Below are 17331 nucleotides of genomic sequence, written 5' to 3'. Positions count from 1 at the left end.
ACTTCGTGTCGTCGCTGCCCCCCGAGGGGGCGCTCAACGCCCTTCGGGCGGCCGGGCGGGCGTCGATGAACGAGCAGTTCCAAAGGCTGATCGAGCGCGCCGAACAGCTGATCACCCGCATCGAATCCGTCCTTCCGCAGCCACTCGCGGCGCCCGCCGACTGGAACGCGTCGATCGCCTGGCGCTATCGCCGCCGCAGCTCGGGCCATGGCGTGCTCGAGCCCGTGAAGCACCTGGCCGCGATGGCGCTTGATTCGCTCAAGGAAATCGACGTTCAGAAAGAGAAGATCGAGCGCAACACGCGCCAGTTCGTCGAAGGCAAGCCGGCCAACAACGTGCTGCTCACGGGCGCGCGCGGCACCGGCAAGTCGTCGCTGATCCGCGCCTGCCTGCAGGCCTACGCGCCGCAGGGCCTGCGCCTGATCGAGGTCGACAAGGCCGAGCTCACCGACCTGCCCGACATCGTCGAGGTGGTGTCGCAGCGGCCCGAGAAGTTCATCGTCTTCAGCGACGACCTGAGCTTCGACGAAGGCGAGCCGGGCTACAAGGCGCTCAAGTCGATCCTCGACGGCTCGATTGCGGCATCCACGCCCAATGTGCTGATCTACGCGACGAGCAACCGGCGCCATCTGCTGCCCGAGTACATGAAGGACAACCTCAGCTACACCCACACCGAGGACGGCGAAGTGCATCCCGGCGAAGTGATCGAGGAAAAGATCTCGCTGTCCGAGCGCTTCGGCCTCTGGGTGAGCTTCTATCCGTTCAGCCAGAGCGAATACCTCGCGATCGTCGCGCAGTGGCTCTCGTCGTTCGGCGTGGATGCCGCCGCCATCGAGGCCGCGCGCCCCGAGGCGCTGGTCTGGGCGCTCGAGCGTGGTTCGCGCAGCGGCCGCGTGGCCTACCAGTTCGCGCGCGACTACGCGGGGCGGACCAGCGCATGAGCGTCATGCCAACAAGGGTTCACCAGTGACCGGCGCGGGCCCCAAGCACACCGAGGTGGCCGTCGGCGTGCTGATCCGCGCCGACGATGGCGCGCTGCTGCTGTCGACGCGGCCCGAAGGCAAGCCCTACGCGGGCTTCTGGGAGTTCCCGGGCGGCAAGGTCGAGGCCGGCGAAACGGTCGAAGAGGCGCTGCGTCGCGAACTGCACGAAGAACTTGGCATCACCATCGCGGGCGCTGAAGTCTGGAAGGTGACCGAGCACGACTACCCGCATGCGCTGGTGCGCCTGCACTGGTGCAAGGTGATGCAATGGTCGGGCGACTTCGAGATGCGCGAAGGCCAGCAGATGCGCTGGCAGCAGCTGCCGCTCGACGTGGCGCCGGTGCTGCCGGGCGCGCTGCCGGTGCTCGAATGGCTGAGCCAGGAGCGCGGCCTGCCCGCTTCGGCGGCGCTGGCGGTTTCGACGCTCGACTGATGGACGCGCGCATCGCGCCGGGCGAGCGCATCGAGCCGGCGTCGCGGGTTCGAGGCACCGCGCCATGATGCATCCCAAGTACCGCCCCGACATCGACGGCCTGCGCGCCGTGGCGGTGGGGTCGGTGCTGGCCTTCCATGCCTTTCCCGATGCGCTGCCGGGCGGCTTCATCGGCGTCGACATCTTCTTCGTGATCTCGGGCTTCCTGATCACGACCATCATCCTGCAGAGCCTGGCGGCCGGCGACTTCAGCTACCGCGACTTCTATGCACGGCGCATCCGCCGGATCTTCCCGGCGCTGACGCTGGTGCTGGTCGCGACGCTGGCCTTCGGCTGGTATGCGCTGCTGCCGCGTGAGTTCACCGCGCTCGGAAAGCAGGCGGCCGGCGGCGCTGCCTTCATTGCCAATTTCGTCTTCTGGGGCGAGGCCGGATATTTCGACACGGCCGCCGAGACCAAGCCGCTCCTGCACCTGTGGTCACTCGGCATCGAGGAACAGTTCTACATCTTCTGGCCCATGCTGCTGGCCTTCGCATGGCGCCGGCGCTGGCCGGTGCTGCGGCTGCTGTGGGTGCTGGCGGTGGTGTCGTTCCTCGTCAACGTGCTGACGATCCATCCGTTTCGCACGGCCGCGTTCTATTCGCCGGCCTCGCGCTTCTGGGAGCTGATGGCGGGCGGCATCCTGGCCTGCATGCGGCTGCAAGCCGCCGCCGCGAACGCGCCGCCGGCACCGGCCTGGCGCAGCCATCTGCAGTCGTGCCTGGGCATGGGCCTGATCGTGCTGGGGCTCGTGACGATCCGCAGCGACAAGGCCTTCCCGGGCTGGTGGGCGCTGCTGCCCACGGTGGGCGCGGCATGCTGCATCGCGGCCGGCCCCAACGGCGTGCTCAACCGCTGGGTGCTGGCGCGCCGCCCGATGGTGTGGGTCGGTCTCATCAGCTACCCGCTCTACCTTTGGCACTGGCCCTTGCTGGTCTATGCGCGCATCGTCGAAGAGGGCGAGCCTGCGCCCGCGGTGCGCGCGGCCATGGTGATCGCGAGCGTGGCGCTGGCCTGGTTCACCTACCGCTTCGTGGAGCGCTTCACGCGCGAGCGGACCGAGCCCGCGATGCTGCGCGCGCTCGTGGGCGGCGGTGTAGCGGTGGCGGTCGTCGGCCTGCTTGCCTTCGGCGGCATGCCGCCGCGCAACGGCAGCGACCTGCTGCGCAAAGTGACCGATGCCACGGTCGACGACGACTACTTCGCCGGCTTCGCCGACCGCAAGATTGCAGGTCATCGGGTCAAGGCCGTGGGCAGCGGTGCGCACAAGGTGCTGCTGATCGGCGACAGCCATGTCCAGCAGTACGCGCCACGCGCACGCGAACTGGCGCGCACCGCGCCCGAGCGCATGGCCACGACGTATTTCTCGATCTATGGCGCCTGCCCGCCGGTACCCGGCATGGTGGCCGAAGGCAACCCCGGCTGCGAACAGGCGCGCAACGAGATGCTCGCGCTGGCGCTTGCGCCAGACATCGACACAGTGGTGGTTGGCGCCTGCTGGAACTGCTACTTCACGGGCAATTTCCCGCTGCCGTTCTACTTTCATGAAGGTGGCGCGGCCTACCTCGTCAACGACGGCGGCGAGGGGCGTGCCCGTGCGATCGAGGCGCTGTCGAAATTGCTGGCAACGCTCGTGGGCAGCGGCAAGAAGGTCTACCTGTTGCTCGACAACGCGAGCGGCATCGCGTTCGAGCCGCGCCGCCTCATCGAAGGCAGCCGCATGGGTCGCATGGTGGCACTCGGCAGCACGCCGCACGCGCTCCTGCCGCCCGATCAGGCGCAGCTCAACGAGCGGTTGAAGGCGCTTGCACGCGCTGCCGGCGCCGAGCCGATCGACGTGGTGGCGAGCCTCTGCAAGGACGGGCAGTGCCTGCGCGCGACGCCGGACGATGCGCCGGTCTACAAGGACCGCGAGCATCTGCGCGCGGCCTATGTGCGCAGGCATGCGGCCTACGTCGACAGCATCTTCCTTTCGCCGCCCTAGCTGCTGCGGCGGCGTGGCCGGCTACTGAACCTTCTTCGGATCGCCGAAAGGCTCGTCGTCGGCGGGTGCCTCGGCCGGCATGCGGAATTCCTCGCTGGCCCAGGCGCCGAGGTCGATGCCCTTGCAGCGTGCGCTGCAGAACGGGCGGTAGGGGTTGCGTTCGGCGTAGACGCTGTCGCCACCGCACGCGGGGCAGCGGACGATGCGCTCGCCGATCTGGCTGGCCTTGTTCATGCGCAGAGCGTGAGTTCGAATGCGGCGTCGTCGTTGCTCGGGTGCAGGCGGTCGTCGGCTTCGTGGCGCATCATCCGGACCGAGACCATGAGCCGGTTGCCGCTGATCTCGGGAATCAGGCCCAGCCTCGGATCGATGCGCAGCCGCAGCAGCTGAAAGCTGCGCCCCTGCGGAAGGTTCTGCTGGAACTGCCCGCCGGTGGCCATGACCTTGTAGGGCACGTCGGCCTCGCGCAGGAGCTTCAGCAGCAGGTAGATGGATGCGGCGAGCGGCGACAGCGTGCCGGACCAGCGTTCGAGGTCGGCGCGCCGGCTCGCCGCGCTGCGGTGCTGCCAGGCGTAGTACGCGGGCAGGTCGAATTCGCAGGTGCCGCCCGGAATGCTCGCGCGGCTCCTGATGCTCATGAGCCACTCGTTCTCGGTCAGCGCCTGGCCCGCCTTGCCGGCCACGCTGTTGAGCGTGGCGAAATTGCGCTCGAGCTGGCCGACGACCTGGTCGAGCACGGCTTCGGCGATGGCCGGATTGCCGCGGTAGCTGTTGAAGACGTTCTTGTGCTTGTCGAGGTCGCGCATCACGTCGGCCTTGAGGTCGGCACGTGCAGCGACGTCCATGATCTCGAAGATCGTGACCAGCGCGTAGTGATGCGACAGCGGCGATTCCGCGGGCACCAGCTCCCCGAGGCGGCGAAAGAGATGCTCCAGCCGCAGATACGTGCGAATGCGCTCGTTGAAGGGGTACTCGTAAAGGATCACGCGGTTCTATAGCTTTTCTGTCGCGGAATCATAGCCTCAGGGCGTCTTCGCCGGGGGCGAAGGCAGCACTTCGCGCACCGCCGAGAGCATGCGCTCGCCGAGTTCGAACTGGCCATGCATCGACATGTGGGTGTCGTTCGGAAAGTAGAAGTCGCGCACCTGGGTGTGCTTTTCGCGCGCGAATGCGAAGAGGTCGGGGCCCAGCCCGGACGCGCGGAACCCGGCCTCGAAATCCTTCGAGAAGTCGGGCTTCAGGTACACGGTGGTCTTGTTGGGAATCACCATCCACATGATAGGAAAGCGGGTGTGGGCCTGTGTGAAATTCTTCATCCACGCAAGGTGCGCGGGGGTGAGTGGCCCATTGTCCTCATCTTCGGCGAAAAAGGGCATCTTGTCGCAGCTGCGATGCGAGAAGAGCTTGCAACCGTCGGGCACCGGGCGCACCCAGGTGTTCCAGTCGAAGTAGATGTCTGTTGCAGACTTTTTCGCTTTCCAGGTGTTGTAGTAGGTCGTGACGCCCGTCATGAACTGGACGTTCCAGTTGGGCGCGGGACTCGGCACCGTCTCGTCCGGCGTGATCAACGCATGGTCCTGGGCATCGAAGGGCATGACCATCTTCTCGCACTTCATGCTGTCCGTGGTGCGGTCGCCGAGCAGGCGTTCGACGCTCTCGATGATGATCAGCTTGCCCTTGAAGCCCGACTTCTCGATCCACTGGTCGAAATCGGCGCAGAGCGCGTTCTCGTACTGGCCCCAATAGGTGGTCGTGACGCGGTAGCCGGCCCGGGTCAGCACCGACTGCCAGCGGTAGGTCATCGAGAAGCTGTCGCCGATCACCAGGATGTCGGCCTTGTCGACCGGTGCGGCCTTCAGGAAGGCGGGATCGGCCTTGGGCGGCGGCGCGGTCCAGCCGAACTCGCGCTCGGACAGGCGGCCGATCCGCGTGAGGTCGCCGTAGGGAATGGGGCTGGTGAGCGAGATGATCCACAGCACCATCAGGACGATGTAGCCGATCAGGAAGAAGCGCAGCCAGACTTTCGCGGGCGTCGTCATGTCGAATCAGAATTGGAAATAGAGGAACGGGCTGTAGTTGCCCAGGTTCGAGACGCACCATGCGAAGAGCGCAAAGGTGCCGATCGCCAGCACGGCGGTCGAGCCCCAGGCGAGGGTCGGCCGGCCTGCCACCGCCTTCGGGTGGGGAATCCAGCGCTCGAGCGTGATCGTCGGGGGCAATGCCAGGCAGATGAAGATGCCGATCAGCATGGTCCGGAAGAACTCGGGCTTGCGGTAGGGGACCGGGCCGAATTCGCTGAATGCCGTAGGCGGTGCGCCGTGCAGGCCCAGCATGCCCTTGTAGATGGCCATGACCGTGTGCATGCCGTCCGCGCGGAACACGACCCAGGCCAGCACCACGCACAGGAAGGTCAGCAGCCAGCCCAGCACGCGGCCGATGCGGCCCGGCGTGGCGGCGGGCCGCACCTTTGCGTTCCAGAGATGGTTGATCATCAGGAACACGCCGTGCATCGCGCCCCAGACCACGAAGGTCCAGGCCGCACCGTGCCAGAGGCCGCCGAGCAGCATCGTGAGGAACAGGTTGAGGTAGCGCCGCGCCGGCCCCTTGCGGTTGCCGCCGAGGGGCACGTAGAGGTAGTCGCGCAGAAAGTTCGACAGCGAGATGTGCCAGCGGCGCCAGAACTCGATGATGTTGGTCGACTTGTAGGGCGAGCGGAAGTTGAGCGGCAGCTGCACCCCCAGGCACATCGACAGGCCCACGGCCATGTCTGAATAGCCCGAGAAGTCGAAATAGATCTGCAGCGTATAGGCCAGCGCGCCGAACCATGCGGTGTAGAGCGTGGGCTCGATGCCCTTGTGCACGCCGTTGAACATCATGTCGGCGTACTGGCCCATCGGGTCGGCAATCAGCAGCTTCTTGGCCAGGCCGAAGGTGAAGATGGCAATGCCGAGCGCGACCTTGTTGGGGTCGAGCTTGTAGGTCGCGGGGTTGGCGAACTGCGGCATCATCTGCGCGTGGTGCAGCACCGGGCCCGCGATCAGGTGCGGGAAATAGGTGACGAACAGCAGGTAGTGGATGAAGCTGCGCTCGTGCACCTTGCCCTGCCAGCAGTCGACCAGGAACGCGATCTGGGTAAAGGTATAGAACGAGATGCCGATCGGCAGCACGATGTGCAGCATCTCGATCGGCGACATGCCCGCCGCGACGAGGCCCTCATTCACGTTCGCGACGAAGAAGTTCGCGTACTTGAAGACCGCGAGCACGCCGAGGTTCACCACCAGCGCCGTCACCAGCAACCGCTTGCGCTTGCGGTCGTCGCGCCCCGGCGCGGGCGACAGGTGCAGCCCGAACCAGTAGTTCATGCAGATCGACGCCACCAGCAGCGGCAGCGCCTCGACGCTCCACCAGCCATAGAAGAACAGCGACGCGAGCGCCAGGAAGCCGGCAGCGGATCGGGCGTTGCGCCTGCCGATCAGGAAGAACCCGATCAGCACCAGCGGGAAGTAGACAAATATGAAGGGGTACGAATTGAAAAGCATCGCAGGAGGGCACTCCGGCGAGCGCCTTTTGTCTTGTTCGTATGTGCGGCCGCTGCGGCGGCAAACCCTGGATTATCGCGTGCCGGGCCGAACCCACTGATTCCAGAGACCCCGCACCTCGGCGGCGAGTTCGTCCAGCGAAAGCGTCTCGTTGCAGATGACCGCGTCCGCGGCCGCCCGGCGTAGTCGGCGCGGGGCCTGCTGGTCGATCACCGCCCGCACCGCCTCGGGCGTCCAGCCGGAGCGTGCGACGACGCGCCGCAGTTGCGTCTCTTCGCTGGCATCGACCACCAGCACCCGCTCGACGATGGCCCGCCAGCGGCCGGACTCGACCAGCAGCGGCACGTCGAAGACCACCGTGGCGCGCTCGCCCGCGGCCGCGGCCAGGCGTTCGGTCTCGGCACCGATCAGCGGGTGCAGGATCGATTCGAGGCGTTTCCTCGCGCTGCCGTCGGCGAACACGATCTGCCGCATGGCGGCGCGGTCGAGCCCGCCGTCGGACGCAATGACCGCCGGGCCGAAGGCGGCCTCGACCGCGGGCATGGCGATGCCGCCGGGGCTGGCGATGTCGCGTGCGATCGCATCGGTGTCGACGAGCACGGCCCCTTCGGCGACCAGCATGGCCGCGACCGTGCTCTTGCCGCTTCCGATGCCGCCGGTCAGGCCGATGCGTCGCATGAGCGTCCTGCTTTCTTTGGGTGTTGCTTCAGCGGACCAGGCCGCTGAGCGGAAAGGCGAAGGGAATCGACTGCCGTACGAGCGCCGGGCCCACGGCAAGGCAGACCAGGCCTGCGCCCGCGAGGAACGGCCCGAAGGCCATGGGGATGTCCTTGTGCGCGAGCTTGCCCACGACGCGCAGCGCGATGCCGATCACCGCGCCTACCAGCGACGAGACCAGGATGATGGCGATCAGGTAGTCGGCGCCGAACCAGGCGCCAAGAGCCGCAAGCAGTTTGAAGTCGCCGTAGCCCATGCCTTCCTTGCCCGTGGCAAGCCGGTAGGCGTGGTAGACGAGCCAGAGGCTCAGGTAGCCGAACACGGCGCCCCAGAGAGCCGAATCGAGTGCCACGCCGGTCCAGCCCATGGCCGCGCCGATCAGCCCGAGCCAGAGCAGCGGATAGTTGAGCGAGTCGGGCAGGAACTGCGTGTCGAAGTCGATCAGGAACTGGCAGATCAACAACGCCGCGAACGCCGCCCAGAGCACCGCGGCCGGCGTCATGCCGAAGCGCCAGGCGCACAGCGCGAACAACGCGCCCGTGACCAGTTCGACGATCGGGTAGCGCAGGCTGATCGCGGCCTTGCAGGCGCCGCAGCGGCCGCGCAGCAGCGCGTAGCTCAGCACCGGAATGTTCTCGTACCAGCGGATCTTGTGGCCGCAGGCGCCGCAGCGCGATGCGGGGCGCGCGAGGTCGAAGGGCGGCAGCGCCTCGATGGCCACCGCGGCCTTGTCCGCGGCGGCCTCGAGCCCGGCCGGCGGTGCCGACCGAGGCCCGAACACGAGCGACCAGAGCGAAGGCGAGTCCTTGGACGACATCAGGTTCGCCACCGCGTCACTGAGCCAGCCGCGGTACATCATCACCGGGGTGCGGTAGATCACCACGTTGAGGAAGCTGCCGACCAGCATACCCACGACGCCGGCGAGGGCAGCGTCGAACCCCTCCGAGATCAGCATCAGACGACTTGGCCCAGCTTGAAGATCGGCAGGTACATCGACACCACGATGCCGCCGATGATCGTTCCGAGGAACACGATGATGATCGGCTCCATCAGGCTCGACAGGCCCGCGACCATGTCGTCGACCTCGGATTCATAGAAGTCGGCGGCCTTGCCGAGCATGTGGTCGATCGAGCCGGACTCCTCGCCGATCGCCGTCATCTGGATCACCATCGACGGGAACAGGTTGACGTTGGTCATGGCCGTCGTGAGGCTGGTGCCGGTCGAGACTTCCTGCTGGACCTTGACCGTGGCGTCGCTGTAGACGGTGTTGCCCGAGGCGCCGCCGACCGAATCGAGCGCTTCCACGAGCGGCACGCCGGCCGCGAACATGGTTGCGAGCGTGCGGGTCCAGCGCGCGACGCACGATTTCTCGATCAGGGTGCCGAAGATCGGCACGCGCAGCAGCGCGCGGTCCATCACGCGCTGCACGCGTTCGTTGCGCTTCCAGGCCTGCAGGAAGAAGTAGGTGCCGCCGCCGATCACGCTGAAGATCAGCCACCAGTACGAGACGAAGAATTCGCTGATGCCGATCACGATCAGGGTCGGAGCGGGCAGGTCGGCGCCGAACGAGCTGAAGACCTCCTTGAAGGCCGGAATCACGAAGATCATGATGATCGCGATCACCACGAAAGCCACGACGACCACGGAGATCGGATACATCAGCGCCGACTTGATCTTCGACTTGATCGCCTCGGTCTTCTCCATGTAGGTGGCGAGCCGGTCGAGCAGGTCCTCGAGGATACCGGCCGCCTCGCCGGCCTCCACCAGGTTGCAGTAGAGGCTGTCGAAGTACTTCGGGAACTTGCGGAAGGCCGACGACAGCGAGGTGCCGGTTTCCACGTCGCTGCGGATGTCGTTCAGCAGCTTGGCGACGCTCGGGTTGGCATTGCCGCGGCCGACGATGTCGAATGATTGCAGCAGCGGCACGCCGGCCTTCATCATCGTGGCCAGTTGGCGCGTGAAGATCGCGATGTCCTTGGGCTTGATCGCCTTGCCCGAGCGCATGCGGCGCTTCTTGACCTTGGTGGCCAGCACCCCCTGGCGCCGCAGGGCCGCCTGGACCTGGTTCTCGCCGGCGGCCCGGAGCTCGCCGCGCACCAGCTTGCCGTTGCGGTCCTTGCCTTCCCACTCGAAGACGAACTCCTTGAGCGTGCTCTGGGTGCGGTTGGATGCCACTGTTGCCATTCGATCTCCGATTTGCAATGCGTTCGTTATTCGTTGGTGACCGCCACCACTTCCTCGAGCGAGGTGAGCCCCTGCATGACTTTCCTGAGGCCCGACTGGCGCAGCGAGCGAACCCCTTCGGCCTCGGATTGGCGCGCGATGTCCTGCGCACTGCCGTCGCGCAGGATGATCGCCTGGATCGCCTCCGAGATCGGCATCACCTGGTAGATGCCCACGCGGCCCTTGTAGCCGCCGTTGCACGCTGGGCAGCCGACCGGGCGATAGGGCTTCCAGGTGCCGTCGAGGTCCTCGTCGCGGAAGCCCGCATCGCGCAGCGCCTGCCGCGGCACGTCGGCCGGGACGCGGCACACCTGGCACAGCCGGCGCGCCAGTCGCTGTGCGGTGATGAGGATCACGCTGGAGGCGATGTTGAACGGCGCGATCCCCATGTTGCGCATGCGCGTGAGGGTGGTGGGCGCGTCGTTGGTGTGCAGTGTCGAAAGCACCAGGTGGCCGGTCTGGGCGGCCTTGATCGAGATGTCGGCGGTTTCGAGGTCGCGGATTTCGCCGACCATGATGATGTCGGGGTCCTGGCGCAGGAAGGCGCGCAGGGCCGCCGCGAAGGTGAGGCCGGCGCGCTCGTTGACGTTGACCTGGTTCACGCCCGGCAGGTTGATTTCGGACGGATCTTCGGCTGTGGCGATGTTGACGCCGGGCTGGTTCAGCAGGTTCAGGCAGGTGTAGAGCGACACCGTCTTGCCCGAGCCGGTGGGCCCCGTGACCAGCACCATGCCGTACGGGCGGCTGATCGCGTGCAGCAGGCGCGCCTTCTCGTCGGCGTCGTAGCCGAGCGCGTCGATGCCGAGGCGCGCGCTGCTCGGATCAAGGATACGGATCACGATCTTCTCGCCGAACAGCGTGGGCAGCGTGCTCACGCGGAAGTCGATCACGCGCTCGGGCCCGATCTTGAGCTTCATGCGGCCGTCCTGCGGAACGCGCTTCTCCGAGATGTCGAGCCGCGAGATCACCTTGATCCGCGAGGCGAGCTTGTCCTTGATGAGCGTCGGCGGGCTCGCGATCTCGCGCAGTTCGCCGTCGATGCGAAAGCGCACGCGGTAGTTGTGCTCGTAGGGTTCGAAGTGGATGTCCGACGCCCGCATGCTCACGCCGTCGAGCAGCATCTTGTGCAGGAAGCGCACCACCGGTGCGTCTTCGACCTCGGCGATGGCCTGCTCGCTCACGTCGGTCGCGGCGTCGGTCGTGACCTCGTCGAACTCGAACTCGGTGCCGACAATGCTGTTGATGGTTTCGGCGGCCGTCACGGCGGCGGCCTCGATCATGCGCGAGAGCTTGTCGTACTCGGCGATGACCCAGTCGACGCCCATCTGCGACGCGAACTTGATCTTCTCGACCGCCTGCTGGTCCGACGGGTCGGCCGTGGCGACGATGAGGCGGTTGTTGCGCTTGCTGAGCACCACGATGCGGTAGGCGCTGCAGAGCTTCGGGTCCAGCAGGTCCTTGGGCAGGCGCTGGTAGTCGATGGCGTCGAGGTCGAGCAGCGGTGCGCCGAAGGCCGTGGACAGCGTATGGGCCAGGTCGGCCGCCGAAACGGCGCCGCTGCCGGTCAGCTCGGCAATGAAGCTGGTGCGCGCGCCGAGCGATTTCTGGTAGATGTCTTCCGCCGTCTTCGCAGGCAGCTTGCCGGCGGACACCAGCGCACGCGCCAGGCCCGGAAGGGCGATCTGCGAAGTCTCTTTAACAGGAAGTTCGGCGGCAGCCATTCAGCGAATTGCAAAAGATGTGAAAAAGTGCTTCACGATCATCGCTGAACGCCTCGTCCCTGTAAATCGCCACGCAGCAACAGGAAGGGCATTTCTGGCACCAGCCGCAAATGAAATGACTGGTCGGGGTGAGAGGATTCGAACCTCCGGCCTCTACGTCCCGAACGTAGCGCTCTACCAGGCTAAGCTACACCCCGATTGGTTGCAAAAAATCGAACTCGTCCTTGGCCAACCTTGTGAGGTGTTCAGGCACGCCGCTCAAGCAACTGAGCCGCCAATTGTAGCAAACCCGCGGCATGCGGATTGGACGGAAAGTCGCGCAATGCATCGATGGCGCGCTTGGCCTCGTCCGCGGCGGCCGCGCGTGCGGCGTCGAGCGCGCCCGTGCGGTGGACGATCTCCACGATCGTGGCCAGCTGGGTGGTGTCTCCGGCCTCGATCGCGGCGCGCACCAGGGCGCTTTCGGCGGCGCTGCCACGGCGCATGGCGAAGATCAGCGGCAGCGTGGTCTTGCCTTCGCGCAGGTCGTCGCCCACGTTCTTGCCGGTTTCGTGGGCGTCGCCCGCGTAGTCGAGCACGTCGTCGATCACCTGGAACGCGGTGCCGAGCGCCTGGCCGTAGGTGGCGCAGGCCTCCTCGACCTCGGGCGCGGCCCCCGCAAGAACGGCCGCGAGCCGCGTGCTGGCCTCGAACAGCTTGGCGGTCTTGGAGCGGATCACGCGCAGGTACGCCGCCTCGTCGAGCGAGGCGTCGTGCATGTTCATGAGCTGCAGCACTTCGCCTTCCGCGATCACGTTGGTCGCTTCGGCCAGGATCTGCATGATGCGCATGTTGTTCGCATCCAACATCATCTGGAAGGCGCGCGAATAGAGGAAGTCGCCCACCAGCACGCTGGCCGGGTTGCCGAACGATTCGTTGGCCGTCGGGCGTCCGCGCCGCAGCGTTGATTCGTCGACCACGTCGTCGTGCAGCAAGGTGGCGGTATGGATGAACTCCACCACCGCGGCGAGGTTGTATCGCTGCTCGCCGGTGTAGCCCAGGGCGCCCGCCATCAAGAGCAGCAGCGAAGGCCGCAGGCGCTTGCCGCCGGCCGAGATGATGTACTTCGAGACTTGGCTGACCAGCGGCACGCCGGTGTCGAGGCGGCGCGCAATCACGCGATCGACTTCGGCCATGTCGCCGGCGATCAGGTCCAGCACGGTGGCGGTGGGAGAGGTGTCGGCGGCGTGGACTGGCAAGGCATTGGCGCGCGGCGCGCTGATACGAGGAGCTGGCGGCGCAGGGCCGGACCGCACGGATTATAGGGATGCATGCCCGTCCGCCCGTCACCTTGGGTGCCGAGGCATGTTAGCGCGCGCAAACCGTGCTAGAATCTTGGGCTCTGCGGAATTCGCCGTGGAGCACAAATCCCAAGAGGTTCACATGTACGCGGTCATAAAAACCGGCGGCAAGCAGTATCGCGTTGCTTCCGGCGAAAAAATTAAAGTAGAACAGATTGCTGCGGATGTAGGCCAGGAGATTGTGATCGACCAGGTTCTCGCCGTCGGCAACGGCAGCGAAATCAAGGTCGGCACGCCCCTGGTGTCCGGCGCAACGGTGACAGTCACGGTACTGTCGCACGGCAAGCACGACAAGGTTGGCATCTTCAAGATGCGCCGTCGCAAGCACTATCAGAAACGTCAAGGCCATCGCCAGCAGTTCACCGAACTGCAAATCGGCGCGATCGCCGGCTAAGGAGCAGATTCCATGGCACAGAAAAAAGGCGGCGGCTCCACGCGAAACGGGCGCGATTCCAAGCCCAAGATGCTCGGTGTGAAGGCTTTCGGCGGCGAACTGATCAGCGCAGGCTCGATCATCGTGCGCCAGCGCGGCACCCGGTTCCACCCCGGCGTGAACGTCGGCGTGGGCAAGGACCACACGCTGTTCGCATTGGTCGAGGGCCACGTGTCGTTCGGCATCAAGGGTGCGATGAACAAGCACATGGTCAACGTGACCCCGGCGGCCTGAGCCCGAGTCACTTCGATCCACTCGAAGCCCCGCTTTGCCGGGGCTTCTTCATTTGTACACTGGACATCCCATGAAGTTCGTCGACGAAGCCTTCATCGACATCGCCGCAGGCGATGGCGGCAACGGCTGCGTGTCGTTCCGTCATGAAAAGTACAAGGAGTTCGGCGGCCCCAACGGCGGTGACGGCGGCCGCGGCGGCCACGTGTTCGCGGTGGCCGATCCGAACCTCAACACCCTCGTCGATTTCCGCTATTCGCGCCGACACGAAGCCCGGCGCGGCGAGCACGGCATGGGCTCCGACATGTTCGGCGCCGCCGGCGACGACATCACGCTCAAGATGCCGGTCGGCACGATCATTTCCGACGCCGAGACCGGCGAGGTGCTGTACGAGCTGCTGAACCCCGGCGAAGTGATCACCATCGCCAAGGGCGGCGACGGCGGCTTCGGCAACATGCGATTCAAGAGCGCGATCAACCGCGCTCCGCGCCAGAAGACGCCGGGCTGGCCCGGCGAAACGAAGAGCCTGAAGCTCGAACTCAAGGTGCTGGCCGACGTCGGCCTGCTCGGCATGCCGAATGCCGGCAAGTCGACGCTGATCAGCGCCATCTCCAATGCGCGGCCGCGCATTGCGGACTATCCGTTCACCACGCTGCATCCGAACCTGGGCGTCGTGCGCGTCGGCCCCGAGCAGAGCTTCGTGGTGGCCGACCTGCCGGGCCTGATCGAGGGCGCTTCCGAGGGCGCCGGCCTTGGCCATCTGTTCCTGCGCCACCTGCAGCGCACCCGGCTGCTGCTGCATGTGATCGACATGGCGCCGTTCGACGACGCCGTCGACCCGGTCGCGCAAGCCAAGGCCATCGTCGGCGAACTCAAGAAGTACGATGCCGCGCTGTACGAGAAGCCGCGCTGGCTGGTGCTGAACAAGCTGGACATGGTGCCGGTCGACGAGCGCGCGGCGCGCGTCAAGGACTTCGTCAAGCGCCTGCGCTTCAAGGGCCCGGTGTTCGAGATTTCCGCCCTCACGCGCGAAGGCTGCGAGCACCTGGTCCATGCCGTGTACCAGCACGTCAAGGCCGAGCAGGTGGCCCAGCAGCTGGCGCAGACGCCCGCAGAGGTCGATCCGCGCTTCGTCGAACTGCCGCCGGACCCGAACTGACCGGTCGGGGCATCGCGTACTTACGATGCCCCGCCGACAGCGCCGCGCCCAGCAATAAACCAGACGCTTCACCCACGACCGTTGCAGCCCTCATGACCTCGTCGACCTCCGGATCCACTGCCTTGCGGGATGCCCGCCGAATCGTCGTCAAGGTGGGTTCCAGCCTCGTGACCAACGAAGGACGGGGCCTCGACGAGGCGGCCATCGGCGAATGGTGCCGCCAGCTTGCCGAGCTGGTGCGCGACGGGCGCGAAGTTGTCATGGTGTCGAGTGGTGCCATTGCTGAAGGCATGAAGCGGCTCGGCTGGCGCACCCGGCCGCACGAGGTGCACGAACTCCAGGCCGCGGCCGCGGTCGGGCAGATGGGCTTGGCCCAGATGTACGAGACCAAGCTGCGCGAGAACGACATCGGCAGCGCTCAGGTGCTGCTGACCCATGCCGACCTGGCCGACCGCGAGCGCTACCTCAACGCGCGCTCCACGCTCGTCACGCTGCTGCGCCTCGGGGTGGTGCCGGTCATCAACGAGAACGACACGGTCGTCAACGACGAGATCAAGTTCGGCGACAACGACACGCTCGGCGCGCTCGTGGCCAACCTCGTCGAAGCCGACGCACTGGTCATCCTTACCGACCAGAAGGGCCTCTACACGGCCGATCCGCGCCGCGACCCGGAGGCGAAGTTCGTCCATGAGGCGGCGGCCGGCGATCCCGCGCTCGAGGCCATGGCCGGCGGGGCGGGCTCGAGCATTGGCAGGGGCGGCATGATCACCAAGATCCTCGCGGCCAAGCGCGCGGCTGGGTCGGGCGCTTCCACCGTGATTGCCTGGGGCCGCGAAGCCGATGCGCTGTTGCGCCTGGCCAAGGGTGAATCGATCGGCACCTTGCTGGTGGCCCAGACCGCCAAGCACCAGGCGCGCAAGCGCTGGATGGCCGACCACCTTCAGCTGCGCGGGGCCGTCACCGTGGATGCCGGCGCGGCGGCCAAGGTGCGGGCCGAAGGCAAGAGCCTGCTGCCGATCGGCATGACGAGTGTCTCGGGCGAGTTCTCGCGCGGCGACGTCATCGCGGTGCGCGACGCCGCAGGGGTTGAGCTCGCGCGCGGGCTCGCCAATTACTCGAGCGTGGAGGCGCGCCTGCTGTGCCGCAAGCCATCAACCGAGTTCGAGCGCCTGCTGGGCTACGTGGCAGAGCCCGAGATGGTCCACCGCGACAACATGGTGCTGACGCGGGGTTGAGAGCGGCTACTGCAGCTCGCGCGCGGGGTTGCGCAGGTTCGCGATCATGTCCCTGACCGAAGTGCGCGGCGCATTGCCGCGGCACAGGCCCTGGCTCGCGAGCTGCCGCGCGTAGCTCGAATTGAGGCCGCGGAAGCTCTTCCACTCCGGGCGCTCGACCAACTCCCATTTGCTGTCGTTGAAGCGCGCGTAGCTCTTGACCTCGGCGGTCGAGCAGCGCACGCCCTCGTAGAAGGCATTGGTCGCGCCACCGGCACGGCTCGACGCGACGACCACGTAGCGCACCACCCCGTCGCCCGTGATCGTGATCGTGGCCGGGTCGACGCCGAACTTCAGCGACATGTAGGGCGGCATCGCGATCGGCTCGAGCCGCTGGACGTCGAAGGCGGGCGGTGGTGGCGCCTCTGCTTCTTTCCATTCGCCCTCCGACTCGAAACGCTTGGGGGGCGGCGGCATGCCGGACTGGGCCCAGTCGGGGTTGTCGGTGTCGTGCGAACCCGAAGCACATCCGCCCAGCACGGCGGCGAAGCAGGCGAGAAGCAGCGCGCGCTCAGCGCTGCGGCGGAAGGAGGGGCGGATGGCTGCGGTGGGGGAGAGGGGAAGGTTCATCGCTCACGGAAGGTAGGTCGGGATGCGGGTCGAAGCTGCCGCCGGGCGGCAGGTCGAGGCCCGCGGGCACGCCGCCTTCGGGCGCATGGCGCTCGAACTCGCGGGCGCGCACATTGCTGCGCAGGAAGCGGTTGCGGAAATCCTGCCGCGGCAGGTAGCGAGCAAGCTCGGTCAATGCCATCTCGTAGACGCCGCGCTTGAACTCGACGACGACATCGAGCGGCACCCAGTAATCGTGCCATCGCCAGGCGTCGAATTCGGGATGGTCGGTGGCACGCAGGTTCAGGTCCCAGTCGTGGCCGACCAGTTGCAGCAAATACCAGATCTGCTTCTGGCCCTTGTAGTGACCCCGTGCGTCACGGCGGATGAACCGATCCGGCACCTCGTAGCGCAACCAGTCACGGGTACGGGCCACGATGCGCACGTGCTCCGGATGGAGCCCCACTTCCTCGTGCAGTTCCCGGAACATGGCTTGCTCGGGACTTTCGCCGCGATCTATGCCGCCTTGCGGAAACTGCCAGGAGTGGGTGCGTATGCGTTTGCCCCAGAAAACCTGGTTTCTCTGGTTGAGCAGGATGATGCCGACGTTGGGCCTGAAGCCGTCCCGGTCGAGCATAATCAAACCCCAAATTTTTGAACTGAGTCGATTATGCATGCCGGGTTCCTCTCGGCAAGCAAGCGATGC

At 66.4% G+C, this 17331-nt stretch carries 18 protein-coding genes and 1 tRNA gene; 7 read left to right on the top strand and 12 right to left on the bottom strand.

Translation table 11 applies throughout. The annotated features are described in order from the left end of the window. The first annotated feature begins 65 nt into the window (after window positions 1-65). The 3 genes from AC3A6J_RS24990 to AC3A6J_RS24980 all read left to right on the top strand — a co-directional run bounded on the left by AC3A6J_RS24990 (window position 66) and on the right by AC3A6J_RS24980 (window position 3439). On the top strand, window positions 66-941 hold the full coding sequence (locus AC3A6J_RS24990; protein ID WP_487862744.1) for an ATP-binding protein: 876 nt from the start codon (window positions 66-68) through the stop codon (window positions 939-941). 25 nt (window positions 942-966) lie between these two features. Continuing rightward, entirely contained in the window at window positions 967-1416 is a 450-nt protein-coding gene (locus AC3A6J_RS24985; RefSeq protein WP_487862699.1) for a (deoxy)nucleoside triphosphate pyrophosphohydrolase, read from the top strand. 64 nt (window positions 1417-1480) lie between these two features. After that, entirely contained in the window at window positions 1481-3439 is a 1959-nt protein-coding gene (locus AC3A6J_RS24980) for an acyltransferase family protein (RefSeq protein WP_487862698.1), read from the top strand. Between the two features lie 21 nt (window positions 3440-3460). On the opposite strand, the gene AC3A6J_RS24975 is transcribed toward AC3A6J_RS24980, so the two are convergent. The 10 genes from AC3A6J_RS24975 to AC3A6J_RS24930 form a co-directional block, all read right to left on the bottom strand. Further along, window positions 3461-3673 carry a DNA gyrase inhibitor YacG gene (locus tag AC3A6J_RS24975; RefSeq protein WP_487862697.1) on the bottom strand — a complete coding sequence of 71 codons (213 nt, stop codon included), beginning with the start codon at window positions 3671-3673 and terminating at the stop codon, window positions 3461-3463. Then, entirely contained in the window at window positions 3670-4425 is a 756-nt protein-coding gene (gene zapD / locus AC3A6J_RS24970; RefSeq protein ID WP_487862696.1) for a cell division protein ZapD, read from the bottom strand. Before zapD ends, AC3A6J_RS24975 begins: the two co-directional genes overlap by 4 nt. A 36-nt stretch (window positions 4426-4461) precedes the next feature. Further along, entirely contained in the window at window positions 4462-5478 is a 1017-nt protein-coding gene (locus AC3A6J_RS24965; protein ID WP_487862695.1) for a hypothetical protein, read from the bottom strand. 6 nt (window positions 5479-5484) lie between these two features. Next, a complete protein-coding gene (locus tag AC3A6J_RS24960) occupies window positions 5485-6978 on the bottom strand; it encodes an MBOAT family O-acyltransferase (RefSeq protein ID WP_487862694.1) in 1494 nt (497 codons plus the stop codon). 72 nt (window positions 6979-7050) lie between these two features. After that, window positions 7051-7656, bottom strand: coding sequence for a dephospho-CoA kinase (gene coaE, locus AC3A6J_RS24955; RefSeq protein WP_487862693.1), 606 nt, complete (start codon window positions 7654-7656; stop codon window positions 7051-7053). Window positions 7657-7684: 28 nt separating this feature from the next. Further along, a complete protein-coding gene (locus AC3A6J_RS24950; protein WP_487862692.1) occupies window positions 7685-8650 on the bottom strand; it encodes a prepilin peptidase in 966 nt (321 codons plus the stop codon). Then, window positions 8650-9879, bottom strand: a complete 1230-nt coding sequence (locus tag AC3A6J_RS24945; RefSeq protein ID WP_487862691.1) for a type II secretion system F family protein — start codon at window positions 9877-9879, stop codon at window positions 8650-8652. Before AC3A6J_RS24945 ends, AC3A6J_RS24950 begins: the two co-directional genes overlap by 1 nt. 26 nt (window positions 9880-9905) lie before the next feature. Continuing rightward, window positions 9906-11639, bottom strand: coding sequence for a type IV-A pilus assembly ATPase PilB (gene pilB, locus AC3A6J_RS24940; protein WP_487862690.1), 1734 nt, complete (start codon window positions 11637-11639; stop codon window positions 9906-9908). A 120-nt stretch (window positions 11640-11759) separates the two neighbouring features. Next, window positions 11760-11836 (bottom strand) — tRNA-Pro (locus tag AC3A6J_RS24935). A 48-nt stretch (window positions 11837-11884) separates the two neighbouring features. Continuing rightward, on the bottom strand, window positions 11885-12877 hold the full coding sequence (locus tag AC3A6J_RS24930; RefSeq protein ID WP_487862689.1) for a polyprenyl synthetase family protein: 993 nt from the start codon (window positions 12875-12877) through the stop codon (window positions 11885-11887). A gap of 184 nt (window positions 12878-13061) precedes the next feature. Between AC3A6J_RS24930 and rplU the strand changes: the two genes are divergently transcribed. The 4 genes from rplU (at window position 13062) to proB (ending at window position 16037) form a co-directional block, all read left to right on the top strand. Beyond that, window positions 13062-13373 (top strand): 50S ribosomal protein L21, encoded by a 312-nt coding sequence (gene rplU / locus AC3A6J_RS24925; protein ID WP_157615540.1) that lies wholly within the window; start codon window positions 13062-13064, stop codon window positions 13371-13373. A gap of 12 nt (window positions 13374-13385) precedes the next feature. Further along, entirely contained in the window at window positions 13386-13646 is a 261-nt protein-coding gene (rpmA, locus tag AC3A6J_RS24920; RefSeq protein ID WP_487862688.1) for a 50S ribosomal protein L27, read from the top strand. A gap of 70 nt (window positions 13647-13716) precedes the next feature. Beyond that, window positions 13717-14802, top strand: a complete 1086-nt coding sequence (cgtA, locus tag AC3A6J_RS24915) for an Obg family GTPase CgtA (RefSeq protein ID WP_487862687.1) — start codon at window positions 13717-13719, stop codon at window positions 14800-14802. 92 nt (window positions 14803-14894) lie between these two features. Next, window positions 14895-16037: a glutamate 5-kinase gene (gene proB, locus AC3A6J_RS24910; RefSeq protein ID WP_487862686.1), complete on the top strand. Its 1143-nt coding sequence runs from the start codon at window positions 14895-14897 to the stop codon at window positions 16035-16037. Between the two features lie 6 nt (window positions 16038-16043). Here the strand turns inward: proB and AC3A6J_RS24905 are convergent, their stop codons facing one another. Together AC3A6J_RS24905 and AC3A6J_RS24900 are read right to left on the bottom strand one after the other, a co-directional pair. Beyond that, a complete protein-coding gene (locus tag AC3A6J_RS24905) occupies window positions 16044-16646 on the bottom strand; it encodes a CNP1-like family protein (RefSeq protein ID WP_487862685.1) in 603 nt (200 codons plus the stop codon). Beyond that, window positions 16588-17262, bottom strand: coding sequence for an RNA pyrophosphohydrolase (locus AC3A6J_RS24900; RefSeq protein ID WP_487862743.1), 675 nt, complete (start codon window positions 17260-17262; stop codon window positions 16588-16590). Before AC3A6J_RS24900 ends, AC3A6J_RS24905 begins: the two co-directional genes overlap by 59 nt. Between the last annotated feature and the right edge of the window lie 69 nt (window positions 17263-17331).

The sequence above is a fragment of the Variovorax sp. Soil_C_39 genome (genome assembly GCF_057656815.1).
Note: the sequence above shows the minus strand (reverse complement) of the source record. Positions and strands in the feature narration are given on the sequence as shown.

Coding starts and splice junctions, on each gene's coding strand:
- AC3A6J_RS24990 (WP_487862744.1), top strand. CDS start 66: ATGAACGAGCAGTTCCAAAGGCTGATCGAGCGCGCCGAACAGCTGATC.
- AC3A6J_RS24980 (WP_487862698.1), top strand. CDS start 1,481: ATGATGCATCCCAAGTACCGCCCCGACATCGACGGCCTGCGCGCCGTG.
- AC3A6J_RS24975 (WP_487862697.1), bottom strand. CDS start 3,673: ATGAACAAGGCCAGCCAGATCGGCGAGCGCATCGTCCGCTGCCCCGCG.
- AC3A6J_RS24965 (WP_487862695.1), bottom strand. CDS start 5,478: ATGACGACGCCCGCGAAAGTCTGGCTGCGCTTCTTCCTGATCGGCTAC.
- AC3A6J_RS24960 (WP_487862694.1), bottom strand. CDS start 6,978: ATGCTTTTCAATTCGTACCCCTTCATATTTGTCTACTTCCCGCTGGTG.
- coaE (WP_487862693.1), bottom strand. CDS start 7,656: ATGCGACGCATCGGCCTGACCGGCGGCATCGGAAGCGGCAAGAGCACG.
- AC3A6J_RS24950 (WP_487862692.1), bottom strand. CDS start 8,650: ATGCTGATCTCGGAGGGGTTCGACGCTGCCCTCGCCGGCGTCGTGGGT.
- AC3A6J_RS24945 (WP_487862691.1), bottom strand. CDS start 9,879: ATGGCAACAGTGGCATCCAACCGCACCCAGAGCACGCTCAAGGAGTTC.
- pilB (WP_487862690.1), bottom strand. CDS start 11,639: ATGGCTGCCGCCGAACTTCCTGTTAAAGAGACTTCGCAGATCGCCCTT.
- rplU (WP_157615540.1), top strand. CDS start 13,062: ATGTACGCGGTCATAAAAACCGGCGGCAAGCAGTATCGCGTTGCTTCC.
- rpmA (WP_487862688.1), top strand. CDS start 13,386: ATGGCACAGAAAAAAGGCGGCGGCTCCACGCGAAACGGGCGCGATTCC.
- cgtA (WP_487862687.1), top strand. CDS start 13,717: ATGAAGTTCGTCGACGAAGCCTTCATCGACATCGCCGCAGGCGATGGC.
- proB (WP_487862686.1), top strand. CDS start 14,895: ATGACCTCGTCGACCTCCGGATCCACTGCCTTGCGGGATGCCCGCCGA.
- AC3A6J_RS24905 (WP_487862685.1), bottom strand. CDS start 16,646: ATGAACCTTCCCCTCTCCCCCACCGCAGCCATCCGCCCCTCCTTCCGC.
- AC3A6J_RS24900 (WP_487862743.1), bottom strand. CDS start 17,262: ATGCTCGACCGGGACGGCTTCAGGCCCAACGTCGGCATCATCCTGCTC.